The 16,185-nt window shown below is 67.3% G+C and carries 15 protein-coding genes; 2 read left to right on the plus strand and 13 right to left on the minus strand.

What is annotated here, in order from left to right; all coding sequences use genetic code 11:
- Window positions 1-18: 18 nt before the first annotated feature.
- The 11 genes from nuoH to EJJ38_RS09115 form a co-directional block, all read right to left on the minus strand.
- Window positions 19-1,038, minus strand: coding sequence for an NADH-quinone oxidoreductase subunit NuoH (gene nuoH, locus EJJ38_RS09065; protein WP_127089748.1), 1,020 nt, complete (start codon window positions 1,036-1,038; stop codon window positions 19-21).
- Window positions 1,039-1,053: 15 nt separating this feature from the next.
- A complete protein-coding gene (gene nuoG / locus EJJ38_RS09070) occupies window positions 1,054-3,141 on the minus strand; it encodes an NADH-quinone oxidoreductase subunit NuoG (RefSeq protein WP_127089749.1) in 2,088 nt (695 codons plus the stop codon).
- 1 nt (window position 3,142) lies between these two features.
- Entirely contained in the window at window positions 3,143-3,526 is a 384-nt protein-coding gene (locus EJJ38_RS09075; RefSeq protein WP_127089750.1) for a bleomycin resistance protein, read from the minus strand.
- Window positions 3,527-3,528: 2 nt separating this feature from the next.
- On the minus strand, window positions 3,529-4,830 hold the full coding sequence (gene nuoF, locus EJJ38_RS09080; RefSeq protein WP_127089751.1) for an NADH-quinone oxidoreductase subunit NuoF: 1,302 nt from the start codon (window positions 4,828-4,830) through the stop codon (window positions 3,529-3,531).
- 3 nt (window positions 4,831-4,833) lie between these two features.
- Complete coding sequence (nuoE, locus tag EJJ38_RS09085) at window positions 4,834-5,511, minus strand: NADH-quinone oxidoreductase subunit NuoE (protein WP_127089752.1); 678 nt, start codon at window positions 5,509-5,511, stop codon at window positions 4,834-4,836.
- Entirely contained in the window at window positions 5,511-5,903 is a 393-nt protein-coding gene (locus EJJ38_RS09090; RefSeq protein WP_127089753.1) for a hypothetical protein, read from the minus strand. Before EJJ38_RS09090 ends, nuoE begins: the two co-directional genes overlap by 1 nt.
- Complete coding sequence (locus EJJ38_RS09095; protein WP_127089754.1) at window positions 5,900-7,108, minus strand: NADH-quinone oxidoreductase subunit D; 1,209 nt, start codon at window positions 7,106-7,108, stop codon at window positions 5,900-5,902. Before EJJ38_RS09095 ends, EJJ38_RS09090 begins: the two co-directional genes overlap by 4 nt.
- 11 nt (window positions 7,109-7,119) lie before the next feature.
- Window positions 7,120-7,746 carry an NADH-quinone oxidoreductase subunit C gene (locus EJJ38_RS09100; protein WP_127089755.1) on the minus strand — a complete coding sequence of 209 codons (627 nt, stop codon included), beginning with the start codon at window positions 7,744-7,746 and terminating at the stop codon, window positions 7,120-7,122.
- A 70-nt stretch (window positions 7,747-7,816) separates the two neighbouring features.
- Entirely contained in the window at window positions 7,817-8,401 is a 585-nt protein-coding gene (locus tag EJJ38_RS09105) for a NuoB/complex I 20 kDa subunit family protein (RefSeq protein WP_127089756.1), read from the minus strand.
- The gene (locus EJJ38_RS09110) at window positions 8,392-8,757 is read right to left on the minus strand and encodes an NADH-quinone oxidoreductase subunit A (RefSeq protein ID WP_127089757.1); all 366 of its coding nucleotides are present in this window, start codon (window positions 8,755-8,757) and stop codon (window positions 8,392-8,394) included. The genes EJJ38_RS09105 and EJJ38_RS09110 overlap by 10 nt, the downstream gene beginning before the upstream one ends.
- A 343-nt stretch (window positions 8,758-9,100) precedes the next feature.
- Complete coding sequence (locus EJJ38_RS09115; RefSeq protein ID WP_245454163.1) at window positions 9,101-11,530, minus strand: response regulator; 2,430 nt, start codon at window positions 11,528-11,530, stop codon at window positions 9,101-9,103.
- A gap of 325 nt (window positions 11,531-11,855) precedes the next feature.
- Here EJJ38_RS09115 and EJJ38_RS09120 point away from each other — a divergent pair, with 325 nt between their 5' ends.
- A complete protein-coding gene (locus tag EJJ38_RS09120; protein WP_127089759.1) occupies window positions 11,856-14,075 on the plus strand; it encodes a flagellar biosynthetic protein FliO in 2,220 nt (739 codons plus the stop codon).
- A 96-nt stretch (window positions 14,076-14,171) separates the two neighbouring features.
- Here the strand turns inward: EJJ38_RS09120 and EJJ38_RS09125 are convergent, their stop codons facing one another.
- Entirely contained in the window at window positions 14,172-14,447 is a 276-nt protein-coding gene (locus EJJ38_RS09125) for a hypothetical protein (protein ID WP_127089760.1), read from the minus strand.
- A 163-nt stretch (window positions 14,448-14,610) separates the two neighbouring features.
- Window positions 14,611-14,967: a hypothetical protein gene (locus EJJ38_RS09130; RefSeq protein WP_127089761.1), complete on the minus strand. Its 357-nt coding sequence runs from the start codon at window positions 14,965-14,967 to the stop codon at window positions 14,611-14,613.
- A gap of 297 nt (window positions 14,968-15,264) precedes the next feature.
- Between EJJ38_RS09130 and EJJ38_RS09135 the strand changes: the two genes are divergently transcribed.
- Entirely contained in the window at window positions 15,265-16,182 is a 918-nt protein-coding gene (locus EJJ38_RS09135; protein ID WP_127089762.1) for a hypothetical protein, read from the plus strand.
- The last annotated feature ends 3 nt before the right edge of the window (window positions 16,183-16,185 follow it).

Raw genomic sequence — 16,185 nt, forward strand, 5'->3', positions numbered from 1 at the left:
CGTTCGGGCGGGAAGCGGTCATCGCGGCGCCGTCCCCGTGAAGTGAAGCACGCCGGCCACCACCACCACGGCCACGAGGGAGATGGGAAGGAACACCTTCCACCCCAGGCGCATGAGCTGGTCGTAGCGATAGCGCGGCACCATGGCCTTCGCCATGGCGAACAGGAAGAACATGAAGCAGAGCTTCAGCACGAACCAGACGAGGCCCGGCACCCAGGTGAAGGGCGCGAAGGGCAGCGGCGACAGCCACCCGCCGAGGAACAGGATCGTGCCCATGGCGCACATGGTCATGATGGCCACGTACTCGCCCAGCATGAACAGCAGGTAAGGCGTGGAGCCGTACTCGGTCATGAAGCCCGCCACCAGTTCCGACTCCGCTTCCACGAGGTCGAAGGGCGGACGGTTCGTCTCTGCCAGGGCGGAGACGAAGAAGATGACGAACATGGGCAGGAGCGGCAGGAAGTACCAGTTCAGCAGGCCCAGCGGGCCGTCCTGCGCTTCCACGATCCTGGAGAGGTTTTGCGAGCCCGCGCACATGAGCACGGTGATGATCACGAAGCCGATGGAGACTTCGTAGGACACCATCTGCGCCGCCGAGCGAAGCGCCGCCAGGAACGGATACTTCGAGTTGGACGCCCAGCCGGCCATGATGATGCCGTACACGCCCAGCGAAGAGATGGCGAAGATGTAGAGGATGCCGACATTCAGGTCGGCGATCACCCAGCCGTCCGCGATCGGCACCGCCACCCATGCGGCGAGTGCCAGCACGCAGGTGACCAGCGGCGCCAGAAGGAACAGCGCCTTGTTGGCGCCCGAGGGAACCACCGGCTCCTTCAGCACGAACTTCAGAAGGTCCGCGAAGGACTGGAAGAGGCCGAGCGGGCCCACCACGTTGGGGCCGCGCCGGAGCTGGACCGCGGCCCAGATCTTGCGGTCAGCCAGAAGGATGTAGGCGATGAAGACGAGCAGCGCGACGAGCAGAGCAAGGCTCTGCCCGACAATGATCGCCACCTTCAGAAGAGTGTCCTGCCAGGTCATGCGTCCGCCCCGCCCTTACTCAGCCGCCACGGCGGCCACACCGCCCAGCCGCAGCGCCGAGCATTCCGCCATGACGGCGGAAGCGCGGGCGATGGGGTTGGTCAGGTAGAAATCCGTGATCACGGGGGCAAAGCCCCCCTTGTCCGTGTTCCCGCCGCGCTGCGCGAGCGCGGTGAGGCCCGCCGGGTCCGCCGCCTCGATGGCACCGATCCGGCCGATATGAGGATGTGCCGCCACCAGCGCCGCGCGCAGCGCGGAGAGCTGGTCGTAGGGCAGCTTCTGGCCCAGAACCTCAGAGAGCGCCCGCAGGATCGCCCAGTCCTCGCGCGCATCCCCCGGGGGGAAGGCGGCGCGGTTGGCGAACTGAACCCGCCCTTCGGTGTTCACATAGAGGCCGGACTTTTCCGAATAGGCCGCGCCCGGCAGGATCACGTCCGCCCGGTGGGCACCGCGATCGCCATGGGTGCCCAGATAGACCACGAAGGCGCCCGGAGCGACGTCGATCTCGTCCGCGCCCAGCAGGAACACCACGTCCGCGCCACCCGGCGCCGCGAGGGCGGCGGCATCGAGCCCGCCTTCCCCCGGCACGCAGCCCACATCCAGGGCACCGACGCGGGAGGCGGCGGTGTGGAGCACGCCGAAGCCGTTCCAGCCGTCCTTCACCGCGCCCACGGACAGAGCGAGACGCGCGGCGAGGGAGAGCACGGCGGCGCCGTCGGCACGGGCCAGAGCCCCCTGCCCCACGATCACCAGCGGCTTCTCCGCGCCCTTCAGCACGTCGGCGAAGGTGCCGGAGCCGGCGAGATCCGCCAGGGTCTCGGGGCCGGCGCCGAGATATTCATAAGGATAGGTCAGGTCCGCCTGCGCGCCCACGAGCGCGATCTTCAGCTTGCCGCCCGTGGCGCGCCAGCGCTTGCGGATGCGTGCATTCAGGACCGACGCCTCGTGGCGGGGATCGGTGCCCACCAGCAGGATGGCGTCCGCCTCCTCGATGCCGGCAATGCCGGCATTGAACAGGTAGGAGGCGCGCCCGAGCGACGGGTCGAGCGCCGCGCCGTCCTGGCGGCAGTCGATGCTGGCGGAGCCGAGCTTGGTCAGCAGCTGCTTGAGCGCGAATGCTTCCTCGACGCTCGCCAGATCGCCGACGATGGCGCCGATGCGCTTGGCGGGGGTGGCCTTCACCTTGGCGGCGACGGCGTCGAACGCCTCCGGCCAGGTGGCGGGCACGAGGCGGCCGCCCTTGCGCACATAGGGGCGATCGAGGCGCTGGGTCTTCAGGCCGTCCCACACATAGCGGGTCTTGTCGGAGATCCACTCCTCGTTCACGGCGTCATTGGTGCGCGGGAGGATGCGCATCACTTCGCGGCCACGGGTGTCGATGCGGATGTTGGAGCCGACCGCGTCCATGACGTCGATGGACTCGGTCTTGTTCAATTCCCAGGGACGGGCATGGAAGGCGTAGGGCTTGTGGGTGAGCGCGCCCACCGGGCACAGGTCCGCCACGTTGCCCTGCATCTCGGAGCGCATGGCGTGCTCGAGATAGGTGGTGATCTCCATGTCCTCGCCGCGCCCGATGGCGCCGAGGTCCGATGCGCCCGCCACCTCGGTGGTGAAGCGCACGCAGCGGGTGCAGTGGATGCACCGGTTCATGGAGGTGCGCACCAGCGGGCCGATATACTTGTCCTCGACCGCGCGCTTGTTCTCCGCGAAGCGCGACGTGTCCACGCCATAGGCCATGGCCTGGTCCTGGAGGTCGCACTCGCCGCCCTGGTCGCAGATGGGGCAGTCCAGCGGGTGGTTGATGAGGAGGAACTCCATCACCCCCTCGCGGGCCTTCTTCACCATGGGGCTCTTGGTGAGGACGACCGGCGGCTCGCCGTTCGGGCCGGGGCGCAGGTCCTTCACCGCCATGGCGCACGACGCGGTGGGCTTGGGCGGTCCGCCCTTCACCTCGACCAGGCACATGCGGCAATTGCCGGCGATGGACAGCCGTTCATGGAAGCAGAAGCGCGGAATCTCGACGCCCGCCGCCTCGCACGCCTGAAGCAGCGTGTATTCGGCGGGAACGTCCACCTCGGTTCCATCGACGACGATCTTCGCCATCTCAACTTTCCTCGTCTCGCGCCGGGCACTCGCCGGAAACCGGAGCGCCGAAGCGCAGCAGGTTCCCATCCGGGTCCCAGACATAGAATTCGCGCATGCCCCATGCGCGATCTGCCACTTCCGAGATGTGCCCGCCTTCGCGTGCCGCCCCCAGAGTGGCGTGCAAACCATCCACGTCGTCCGCCCGAAGATAGGCGGACGTGTTCTCGGCGATCCTGCGGTCCTGGCAATGCCAGAACTGAAGCTCGATGCCGTCCCGCATGACGATGCCGTAATGCGGGTATTCGCTCTTCACCTCGAAGCCCAGCTTGTCCCGGTACCAGGCGAGCGTGGCGGGAAGATCCGCCGCCGCCAGGATGGGACAGGCCCGCAGGAGGCGCGCCATTCTTATTCCGCCGCCATCGGCACCGGATCGGGATGCGGATTGGCCGCATACTGGTCGATCCGCTTCTCGATCTCGTGACGGAAATTCCGGATGAGGCCCTGGACCGGCCACGCCGCCGCGTCGCCCAGCGCGCAGATGGTGTGGCCCTCGATCTGGGTGGTGACCTCCAGCAGCACGTCGATCTCGCGCTTCTGGGCCCGGCCTTCCGACATGCGGTTGAGGACGCGCCACATCCAGCCCGTGCCCTCGCGGCACGGCGTGCACTGGCCGCAGCTCTCATGCTTGAAGAAGTAGGAGATGCGGGTGATGGCACGGACCACGTCCGTGGACTTGTCCATGACCAGGCAGCCCGCCGTCCCGAAGGACGACTTCACGCTGCGCAGGCCGTCGAAATCCATGATCAGGTCTTCGCAGGCTGCCGCCGGAACCATCGGGCAGGAGGCGCCGCCGGGAATGATGGCCAGCAAATTGTCCCAGCCGCCCCGGATCCCGCCGCCGTGCTTCTCGACCAGTTCCCGGAAGGTGATGCCCATGGCGTCCTCGACGACGCAGGGCGTGTTCACATGGCCCATGATGCCGAAGAGCTTGGTGCCCACATTGTTCGGCCGGCCGATGCCCGCGAACCACGCCGCGCCGCGGCGCAGGATTTCCGGCGCCACCGCGATGGATTCCACGTTGTTCACCGTGGTGGGACAGCCATAGAGGCCCATATTGGCAGGGAAAGGCGGCTTCAGCCGCGGCATGCCCTTCTTGCCTTCCAGGCTCTCGATGAGGGCCGTCTCTTCGCCACAGATATAGGCGCCCGCGCCGTGATGGACGTAGAGGTCGAAGGGATAGCCGTGAATATTGTCCTTGCCGATGAGCTTGGCTTCATAGGCTTGGTCAACGGCTGCCTGGAGGCGCTCGCGCTCACGGATGAATTCGCCGCGCACATAGATGTAGGCCGCGTGGGCGCCCATGGCGAAGGAGGCGATGAGGCAGCCTTCGATCAGGGTGTGGGGATCATTGCGCATGATCTCCCGGTCCTTGCAGGTGCCCGGCTCGGATTCGTCGGCATTCACCACCAGATAGTGGGGACGCCCGTCCGACTGCTTGGGCATGAACGACCATTTGAGGCCGGTGGAGAAGCCCGCCCCGCCGCGCCCGCGCAGGCCGGAGGACTTCATCTCGTTGATGATCCAGTCGCGGCCCTTCTCCAGGATACCCTTGGTTCCGTCCCAGTTGCCGCGCATCAGCGCGCCCTTCAGGCCGAAATCGTGGATTCCGTAGAGATTGGTGAAGATACGGTCCTTATCCTGGAGCATCGCTCACTCCTCCGGGTCGCGCACGCCGGCGGCGGCGGGCGCCTCGGCCGTCGCGCCGCCCGCGGAGGGGCCGCGCGTATAAAGGCTCGGATCAGTCAGGCTGGTCAGCCCCAGTTCCGGCGACGATCCCTGACGACCGACCTGGGAGCCCGTCTTCACCGGACGATCCGCCCGCAGATCATCGAGGAGCTTGGCGAAATTATCGGGGGTCAGGTCTTCGTAATAATCGTAGTTGATCTGGGCCATGGGCGCATTGGCGCAGGCACCCAGGCATTCCACTTCCAGCCAGGACAGCGCACCGTCCGCGCTCACATGGCGCTCCGGGCCGATCTTGCTGCGGCACACGTCCTTCAGTTCCTCGGAACCGCGCATCATGCAATGCGTGGTCCCGCAGAGCTGGACGAAATGGCGCCCCACCGGCTCCAGGTTGAACATGGTGTAGAAGGTGGCGATTTCGAGCACGCGAATGCTCTCCATGCTCAGACGATCCGCCACTGCGCGGATGGCAGGCTCCGGCAGCCAGCCACCCGCCTGCTCCTGTGCCTTCCACAGCAGCGGAACCACCGCGCTCGCCTGCCGGCCTTCGGGGTATTTGGCGATCTGCTGAACGATCCAAGCCTCGTTCTCCGCCGTGAAGGCGAAGCTCTCGGGTTGGACGGCAGCGAGGCGGCGGACGGACATCAGCGGCTTCCCGGAGTCAGGATTCGACAGTCATTGTAGGCGCCGCCCACCCGGGCGAGGCCGCAGTCGGCGTAAACGCCGCCCTTGTAGAGGCGCAGCGCGGTGCCATCCACATGGGCGAAGGCACCGCCGGTGCCCGGCACGCCGCTCTCGGGAATGAGAGCCGCGCTCACCGGCGTCCAGCCCGTCTCCAGCAGCTGGTAGGCGGTGATGCGCTCCACCACCACGGCCACGGGCGGCGGGGCGGGAACGACCGGCACCACCACCTGCGCGGGGGTCTGAACCACCATGGGATAGGGCATGATCATGACGGGATCAGCCGCCAGGGCGGGAACGGCGGCGCACGCGAGCACGCCGGCGGAAAACAGAGTCTTGAGAGAAACGCTCATCATCGGTCCACCTCCCCGAACACTATGTCGAGGGAGCCCAGCACCGCCGACACGTCGGCGAGCATGTGCCCGCGACACAGGAAGTCCATGGCTTGCAGGTGGGCGAATCCGGGAGCCCGGATCTTGCAGCGGTAAGGCTTGTTGGTGCCGTCCGCCACCAGATAGACGCCGAACTCACCCTTCGGCGCCTCCACGGCGGCATAGACGTCGCCTTCCGGCACGTGGAAGCCTTCCGTGTATAGTTTGAAATGGTGAATGAGTGCTTCCATGGAGCGCTTCATCTCGCCCCGCTTGGGGGGAGTCACCTTGTGATCCAAGGAATGGGCCGGGCCCTCTTCCTTCAGCAGGCGCTCCACGCACTGGATCATGATCTTGTTCGACTGGCGCATCTCTTCCATGCGCACGACATAGCGGTCGTAGCAGTCGCCGTGCTTGCCGATCGGGATGTCGAAATCCAGCTCGGAATAGCACTCATAGGGCTGCGAGCGCCGCAGGTCCCAGGCCGCGCCCGAGCCGCGCACCATCACGCCCGAGAAGCCCCAGGCCATGGCGTCCTGCAGGGAGACGACGCCGATATCCACGGTGCGCTGCTTGAAGATGCGGTTGCCGGTGACCAGGTTGTCGAGGTCGTCCAGCAGGTTCGGGAACGTGGCGCAGAAGGTGCCGATATCCTCGACCAGCTTCTTCGGCAGGTCCTGGTGCACGCCGCCCGGCCGGAAATAGGCCGCATGCATGCGGCTGCCGGAGGCGCGCTCATAGAACATCATGAGCTTTTCGCGCGCTTCGAAGCCCCACAGCGGCGGGGTGAGCGCGCCCACGTCCATGGCGAAGGTGGTGACGTTCAGAAGGTGCGAGAGCAGGCGCCCGATCTCGGAATAGAGCACGCGGATGAGCTGGGCGCGCTTGGGCACCTCGATGCCCAGCAGACGCTCCACCGCCAGGCAGTAAGCGTGCTCCTGGTTCATGGGCGCGCAATAGTCCAGGCGGTCGAAATAAGGCACGGCCTGGAGATAGGTCTTGGCCTCGATCAGCTTCTCGGTGCCGCGATGAAGCAGGCCGATATGCGGATCCACCCGTTCCACAACCTCGCCGTTCAGCTCCAGCACGAGGCGGAGCACGCCGTGGGCGGCGGGATGCTGGGGGCCGAAATTGATCTGGAAATTGCGAACCGGAGCGGCGGGCCGGGGGCTTTCGAGGGTCTGGGCCATGGGTCGCTCCTTCAGCCGGCCTTGGGCGCGGCGGGCTGGCCGGACGCCTTTTCGTCGCCGGGCAGCACATATTCGACGCCCTCCCAGGGGGAGAGGAAGTCGAAGTTGCGGAACTCCTGGGCGAGACGCACGGGCTCGTAGATCACGCGCTTCGCCTCTTCGTCATACCGCACCTCGACGAAGCCGGTGAGCGGGAAGTCCTTGCGCAGCGGGTGGCCGTCGAAGCCGTAATCGGTGAGCAGGCGGCGCAGCTCGGGATGCCCGGTGAACAGGATGCCGTACATGTCGTACGCCTCCCGCTCGAACCAGTTGGCGCCGACGAAGACCGAGCAGATGGACGGCACGGTGGACACCTCGTCCACCTCCACCTTCAGGCGGATGCGCAGGTTCTGCTTCATGGACAGCAGGTGGTAGACCACCTCGAACCGCGCCTCGCGGGCCGGATAATCGGCGCCGCACACATCGATGATGGTGGTGAACAGACAGCTCGGGTCGTCGCGCAGGAAGGTGGCCACCTTGACGATGTCCGCGCGCTCCACGTCCAGCGTCAGCTCGCCGTACGCGATCTTGCTGCCGCGCACAGCCGTGCCCAGCACGCCGGAGATGTGGACCGCGAGGTCCTTCAGGGTCTCGTCCATCAGCTTGTCCCTCACACCCTCCGAGGCGAACCCCGGCGGCGAACCCTTGATCCGATCGGCTTGGGCCCGATCAGCGTTCGATGGTCCCGACGCGGCGAATCTTCTTCTGCAGCAGCAGGACGCCGTAGAGCAGCGCCTCGGCGGTCGGCGGGCAGCCGGGGACATAGATGTCCACCGGGACCACGCGATCGCATCCGCGCACCACGGCATAGGAATAGTGGTAGTAGCCGCCGCCATTGGCGCAGCTGCCCATGGAGATGACGTAGCGCGGCTCCGGCATCTGGTCGTAGACCTTGCGCAGGGCCGGGGCCATCTTGTTGGTCAGCGTGCCGGCCACGATCATCACGTCCGACTGGCGCGGCGAGGCGCGCGGCGCGAAGCCGAAGCGCTCCACGTCATAGCGGGGCATGGAGACCTGCATCATCTCCACCGCGCAGCAGGCGAGACCGAACGTCATCCACATGAGCGAGCCGGTGCGCGCCCAGGTGATGAGATCGTCCGTGGTGGTGACAAGGAAGCCCTTGTCCGCCAACTCGGCATTGATCTCCTGATAGAACGGGTCATCGGCGCCGATGGGGCGGCCGGTGGACGGATCGATGATTCCCTTGGGGGCAGGCGCCACCAGAGGCTTCGTCGCGGAAGGGGTCAATCCCATTCGAGTGCTCCCTTGCGCCACTCATAGATGAACCCGACGGTCAGCACGCCGAGAAAGATCATCATGGACCAGAAGCCGAGGTCGCCGAGCCCTCCGAACGAGATCGCCCAGGGGAACAGGAAGGCCACTTCCAGGTCGAAGATGATGAAGAGGATAGAGACCAGGTAAAAGCGCACGTCGAAGGTCATGCGCGCGTCGTCGAAGGCGTTGAAGCCGCATTCGTAGGCGGAGAGCTTCTCCGGATCCGGATTGCTGTAGGCCACCAGGAAGGGAGAGATCAGGAGCGCCAGCCCGATCACCAGGGACACTCCGATGAAGATCACCACCGGGAGGTAGTCTTGCAGCAAGAGGTTCATGTCCGCACCTCGGGGCGCTTGGGCGATCCGCTTCAAGCGTTACCGCGCCGGCCTCGGTTGGAGGAATTCGAAACACGCGAGGCTTATCGCAGCGCCAGATGGGTGGCAAGAGCGACCTGACCCGGCTCCACGATTCCGGACCTATCGCATCGCAAAATAACCGCTTTTGGGTGTGTTCTCCGTAGCAGGGGATGCTCGGCATTATGTATGCCAGAACATTTCCCTCGGCCATTTGCTGCATTGCGGTGAAGGGCGGGCCGCCCTTCCTTGAAGGAAGGTGCGACAGTATGGCCCGCCCTTTTCCACGCCCCTGCGGGGCACCGGATCTGCGCTCCAAGCGGCGTCAGCCGGCGGTGGCTTCCTTCACGGCGGCCACCAGTTGCTTCAGCGAGAAGGGCTTCGGAAGGAAGGCGAAAGTCTCCCCCTCAGCCAGATTCTTGCCGAACGCCTCCTGGGCATAACCGGAGATGAAGATGACCTTCAGCCCCGGATCGCGCGCCCGCAGCGCCTTGAGCAATGTGGGCCCGTCCATTTCGGGCATCACCACGTCGGAGATGACGAGATCCACACGGGCGCCCGCATGGTCCATGGCCTCCAGGGCCTCGGCACCGCTTGCGGCAGAGATCACATTGTAGCCGCGCGCAGTGAGCGCGCGGGTGGCGAAGGCCCGCACCGCGTCCTCGTCCTCCACCAGCAGGATGGTCCCCTGCCCCGTGAGGTCCGGCGCGGGGCGCGGCTCGGCTTCCAGAGCGGGCACCGGCACGTCCTCGGCCCCCGCCACATGGCGCGGCAGGAACACGCGGAAGACGGTTCCCCGGCCCAGCTCGCTCTCGGGAAGGATGTTGCCGCCGGTCTGCTTGACGATGCCATAGACGGTGGAAAGGCCGAGGCCCGTCCCCTTCCCCACTTCCTTCGTGGAGAAGAAGGGCTCGAAAATCTTGTCCATAATGTCAGGCGGTATGCCGGTGCCCGAATCACTCACTTCGATCAGGACGTAGTCGGCAGCAGCGAGGGTCGCCGCATCGCCGTAGCGCTCGCATTCCTGGGCGGGCACGTTGAGCGTGCGGATGGTGAGCTGCCCCCCGCCCGGCATGGCATCACGCGCATTCACGGCGAGATTGACCACGACCTGCTCGAACTGGTTCACATCCACCCGCACCGGCCACAGATCCCGGCCATGCTCCACCTTCAAGTCGATGCTCTCGCCGATCAGCCGGCGCAGCAGCATGGAGAGGTCGGACAGCACGTCGGGAAGATGGATGACCTGCGGACGCAGGGTCTGGCGACGCGAGAAGGCGAGCAACTGGCGCACCAGCCCGGCGGCCCGGTTCGCGTTCTGCTTGATCTGCATGATGTCCGGGAAGGACGGATCGCTCGGCCGGTGATTGGCCAGCAGCAGGTCGCAATAGCCGAGGATGGCTGTCAGCACATTGTTGAAGTCGTGCGCGACCCCGCCCGCGAGCTGGCCAATGGCCTGCATCTTCTGCGACTGGGCGAACTGCGCCTCCAGGGTGCGCTGCGCCGTCATGTCCACCGCATAGACGGCGATCCCGGACCCGGCGGGGCCCAGCAGCGCCGCATAAAGGCGGGCGGAGCGCCCCCCTTCCCCGGCGATCGACGCCTCCACGGGCGAGACCGGCGCCTGCCCGGAAACCGTATCCTTCAACAGCCGGTCCACGGCGGCCGCGTCCCGCTCCAGCACGAGACGCTCCAGCTTGGCGCCGAGCACCGCGATGCCCGCCCCCGCGAACAGGCGCGTGAAGCTGCCATTGGCCTCCACCACCCGGCCGGTCCGATCGACGCTCGCCATGGCAAGAGGCGAGCGGGAGAAAAAGTCCGTCTCGGTACCCGCGGGGAGAGCGGGAGGGGCGCCCTGCACAGCAACCGGGGCCTGTGCCGTGCGCGCGACGGCGGCCAGGATGCTCACGCCGCCGGGGCGGCCGGAAATCCACACATGGGCGGGCCACGCGCTTCCGTCCTTGCGGATCAGGTCCACGTCGAGGCTCGCCGGGCCGCCCTGGTCCGCCGAAAAAGCCCTCACCACGGCGGACTGACTGGCCGCGTCGAACAATTCGGAAAAAGCGATGCCGGAGCCCCATTCGGCAAGATCGTAGCCGAGCCAGCGCGCGAGGGTGCCGTTGGCAAGCCGCCCCTCTTCCGGGCTGATGAGCATGAGACCCACGGGCGCGGCCTCCCAAAGGGCCATGAGCTGGGCCGCAACGTCCGAATCGATACCGATGGCCGGGGTCGCGGTAGCCACCGCAGCCACCCTGGGGCGGCTCTCGGCCGGTACGCCGCCCAGTTTCGCGCCCCCGGCATCCGCCAGGCTCAGCACCCAGAGTACGCGCTTCAGGCTGTCGAGCGGATGCACGCTCACCATGAGCCTGCGCCCGGAGGGGTCGGAATCGAACGGGAAGGACTGAAGCCCCGAGCTTCCGTCCGCGATAGAGCGCAGCAGCGTCGCCACATTGGCCTGGGCGCCGGGAATCCGGCTCAGGAATCGCTCGGGCGTGGGGGATTGTCCCTCGCGACTACGGCTGAGGCGCAGATAGGCGGCATTGGCCTGGACCAGTTCGTCGCCATTCTCGACCAGCGCCACGGCGTCGGAGGTGGCGGCGAACAAGGTGCGGGTGAGATCGTCGGTGCGCCGCTCCTCGCCGCGCATGAAACGGACGGCAGTGGTGATGACCGTGAACACACCTATCGCGGCGAGCCCGGCCAGCAGCGCCGTCAGCCCGGAACCACCATCGCCATCAAACAGGGTGGCAATCACCCCTCCGGCAAATGCAGCCCCACCAACAAGCCAACGCTGCGAACCAACCAGACGTACCTTTCGGGAACCGCCGACCTTCTCCGCGCGATCCTCGCGCGCCTTACTCGCCATAGCGTTTCCTCATTTTCGCGCCGCAAGACGCCCCAAGCCTCGCAGCCGATTCCCGAAAATTAACGCAAAGTTACGGCATTGATTGATTTATGGACCAAATGGTCAAGAATTTCTTCGCGCACGGGCCTGTGCCCTACGCGCCCATGCTGTCTGATGACCCCGGCTGGATTTTGACGCCCGCGACAGGTACCTCAGGCCGCAAAGAGGAGACGTAATGTTGCAGGATCTGCTCGGAACGCAGCTCGATCTGCCCATCAGGGTGGCTATCGCCACCGTCGTGATCGCGGCCTTGCTCGGGTTGACCGTTCTCATCGTGCGGCGGCTGAGCGGCGGGGGAACCGGGGGCGTCCTGCGCTCGCGGCAGGCCCGGCTCGCGGTCGTGGACAGTGTGGCCGTGGACCCGCGGCGACGCCTTGTCCTTGTGCGGCGTGACGAGGTCGAACATCTCCTGCTCGTGGGCGGCACCACGGACATCGTGGTGGAGCCGGCCATCAGCCGGACCGGCCGCGAAGCTCCGGCAGCGCCCCGCGAAGTGCCCGCTCCCCGTGACATGCCCGCACTGCGCGATGGGGCTGCGGGCCGCGAGACGACGGCCCTGCGCGAGCCTCCGGCGCGCGAAGCCCTGTCCCGACGCCCGACGCCCGCGGTGCTCACCGCGCCGCCCGCCGAAATCCCGCTGGACATCCCGGCCGCCGAAGACACGCCGGAAGCCGAAGAGCCGGCCCCGATCACGCCTGAAGCCGCCGAGGCCCATCCGCCCCGCGCTGCGGCTTTCACCTCCGCCCGTCCGGAAACCCCGCTCACCGAGACCCGGCGCCCCCTGCCGTCGCGGCGGCCCCTGCGCACGGAAGAGGACACCCCGCCTCGCCCTGCCCGCCCGCTGCCGGGCGCCGCGGAGCGATTTGCCCGCCCCGCGGGCCTGGGCTTGAGCCGCCCGTCGCTCACCGAGGGCAAGCCGCCCCGCTCACCGCTGTTCGGAGCGGAAGCCCGTCAGCGGCCCGGAGCCCCGGCGACGCCGTCGCACGACGCCTCTCCGTCTGTCGGTGATATCGCCACGGCGGCGGCTCCGGCTCTCGTGGCGGCCAATGCCGACGAGGTAAAGCCTGCCACCGACGCCATTCCGGTGTTCGACATCCCCGCCTCTTCGCCGGACGCTCTCGTCAGCGAGCCCGCTCATGAAGCTGCGGATAGTGCAGCCCCGGTGGCGGCCGAGGCGAATCTCTCCACCGACGAGGTGAAGGCGGACGAATCCCTTTCCGCGCCGGAGCCGCTGTCGTTTGAGACTGCGGCCCCCCAGGCCCAGGAGCCGCTGGCTCAAGACCCCCTGGTGGAGAATACGCCCATCCAAGATACCGTCGCCCACGACGCTGTCGCTCAGGACACTGTTGTCCAGCAGACGGTGATTGAGGAGACGGTCGTTCAGGAAACGGTGGTGCAGACCACGAGCTTCCAGGACCAGACCTTCCAAGAACCCAATTTCCAAGAACCCAAGTTCCAGGAACCCTCATTCCAAGAGCCCGCATTCCAGGCTCCGGCCTTCCAGGAACCCACGTTCCAAGAGTCGACCTTTCAAGAACCGACATTCCAGCAGCCCGTGTTCCAGGAGCCGACCTTCCCGGCCCCCGCGCCGCAAGCGGACATGGTCGAATTCGGCACGCCCCAGAGCACGGCGCCCGACGTTTCGGCCCCCTTCGCAGAGCAGGAGCCGCTCGCGGAGGCTCCTCCCGTCGTGCTGGAGCCCGAACCGGAGACCTCGTCCTCGGCGGCCATGGAAGCCCCTGCGGTGGTTGTCACCCCCGCCGCGCCCATGCTTCCGGAGATGCCCCTGACTCCGGCTCCTGAAGTGGAGCCCCCTGCGGCTGAAGCGGCCGAGCCGGAAGCGCCTGCCGCTCCGCCTCCCTTCCGCCGCGTGCCCATGTTCAGCCTCAGCCGGCCGCCCCGGCCGGCTGCCGAGACGCGCACCGAACCGCAGATCGGGGATCTGGCGAAGCGGCTGGAATCCTCGCTGGGCGAGGCCCTCGGCACGCCCGCCGCGCCGGACGAGCCCGCCCCTGCCGCGCGTCAGGCGCCCCGCATCAGCCCGGCCCGCTTCTCGCCCATCATGCGGGCGGGCATCAACACGGCACCGCCGTCCCACCCCCTGCCGCGCGACGTGAAGCCGGCTCCCGTGCCTCCGGCACCGAGCGCGCCTGTCATGGCGTCCCCAGACCTCGGGCTGGAAGCCGATCTGGTGCGCCAGCTCGAACTCACCCTCGCCCGGGAAGCGGAGGCGGAGGAAGCCGCCCGCTTTGCAGCGAAGGAAGCCGAGGAAAAGAAGGCGGCGGAAGCGGCTGCAACGGCCAATGCGGCTCCCGCGAAGGAGCCCGATCCGTTCGACGATCTCGAAGCGGAGATGGCGACACTCCTTGGCAGGACGCCCATCTCGCGAGGCTGAGGCTCACCCCTCCCCCTCAGCGCGGACACAGAAAAAGCCCCGGACCGAGATCCGGGGCTTTTTGCTGCGTGGAACCCGGCAGGCGCCGGGCCGATATCAGGAATTGATGAGCACGAGGCACTTGCCGGCCGCTTCGGCGGCCGGACGGGCATTGCCCATGCTGACCGAGCCGGAGCGCACGAGGGTCTCGGTGGCGGACTTCACCACCGCGCGGACATCGGCGCCGGGAGTGACCTGTGCGGCAGAGGCCGCATAAATGGACTGGCCATCGGCGTTGAGGCCCGCCGCGCACTTGTCGGCGGCCGGCCGGTCGGCCAGGGCCACGGTCGCGGTCAGGCAGAGGGCCGCCGCAGTGGTCAGACGAACGAACATTGCTTTCTCTCCGTGATGGGAGCGCCCCAAGGCAGGGCACGCCCGTTTCGACATGGCGCCACAGGCGCTGCGCGGAACGCCGCGCGATCTTTCCGGCACGCGGCCATGGCCGCATGCCGCTTCACGCCACACCAACCATAAAGGATGCGGCCGTTCGGGTGGCCTATCGGACACCGACCCGGTTCACGGGACCGCCGGCATTGACGCCGCCATAGCCGGGCGCCCCAACGCCCGGGGCTCCGACACCCGCGCCGGGCGCCAGGCCGGCGCCTGCAGCACCCGCCCCCGCTCCCGGATAGACGCCGACACCGTTCGCGCCCACGCCGGGGCCACGGGTCAGGCCCGGTCCAGCGGCGCCTGCACCCGGCCCCGGCAGCACGCCGACGCCACCGGGGTTCCAGACACAGCCGGCGGGAATGCCGGGCGCGGTGCAATAGACCGTCGCGCTGCTCTCGCCGGCGCCGAGCGCAAGGCCGGCTCCCATGGCGAGGCCGAAGATCGCGATTTTGAGGGACGCCATGCTGAATTCCTCCTGGGCAAAGGACCAATGTCGCGCCATGTGCCGCCGGCTGTATTGCCAAGCTGTAGCTAAACGCGATCGCAAGCAGAACGTTCCCCCGCTCTAGGTTCGCCCTTCCCTCACGGCAATGGCAATTCTTGACCCGTTTTGGCGGCGGGCGCTCTCCCGTGTGGGCGCCGGGGTGCTTATAGTGGAGTGCCGGAAAGGCTGAAGAATCGTCGAGGCGCCAAGCCAAGAATGCCGCATTCAGGACCCCCCTCCACGAGCGCCGAACTCTTCAGACGGATAAAATCTCGGATGAGCACCTTCCGCGCCCACCCCAATTTTCTCCCGGCGAGCGAGCAGATGGCGCGTGGGCTGGTGGAACTTTACCGGGGGAACCGCCTGCTCAACCGCATCCTCAATGATCGGGGCCGGGCGATTTTCGGCATGTTCGCCCTCTATCTCGACGCGACGCCCGACGAGCGGGGCGTTGGGCTCACGGTCACGCGCATCGCGAATCTCTGCCACGATTCCGGCATCTGCAGCCGCGGCCGGGCGAAGGCCATCGTCACCCTCATGCGGTGGGGCGGCTATCTGGAGGTGGGGCCGGACAGCGGGCCCAACCGGCGCCAGCGTCCCCTGGTGCCCACCGACCGCATGATACAGGAGCAGTTGAAGCGCTGGCAGACCATCTTCAGCGCCATCGCCCAGGTCCACCCGCCCGCCGAGGAGGTGCTGGCCCGTCTGCATGAGGTGGGGTTCCGCAAGGCGCTGATCCGCGAGATCGGCGGCCGCTTCCATGCGGGGTTCCGGCTGCGGGACTATGCGCCCCACGCCCTCCTGTTCGGCGAGCGGGATGCCGGCCTCCTGATCGCCTGGAGCCTGCTCATCTCCGGCACGGACGGCGACACCTTCCCGCCCACCCAGCCGGTGCCGGTTCCGGTGGCGGCATTGTCGCGGCAGTTCTTCGTCTCCCGTGCCCATGTTCTGAAGCTGCTGCGCGAGGCCGAGCAACTGGAGCTGATCGAGCGCACGCCGTCTCCCACCGGAAGCGTCCGCCTGCTCCCCCCCATGCACGAGACCATGCTGAACCTCTTCGGGGCCATGTTCGCGGGCTTTGCCGAAGCCGGCGATTCGGCTGTTGCGGCCTTTGAGACGAAGACCGAGATCGTGGTGCCGGTGCGTGAGGCGGATGTGCGCCCCGCCCCCTATGCAGGCAATTTCCCGGTCTGATTC

Source organism: Aquabacter cavernae, assembly GCF_003993795.1.
Taxonomy (GTDB): domain Bacteria; phylum Pseudomonadota; class Alphaproteobacteria; order Rhizobiales; family Xanthobacteraceae; genus Aquabacter; species Aquabacter cavernae.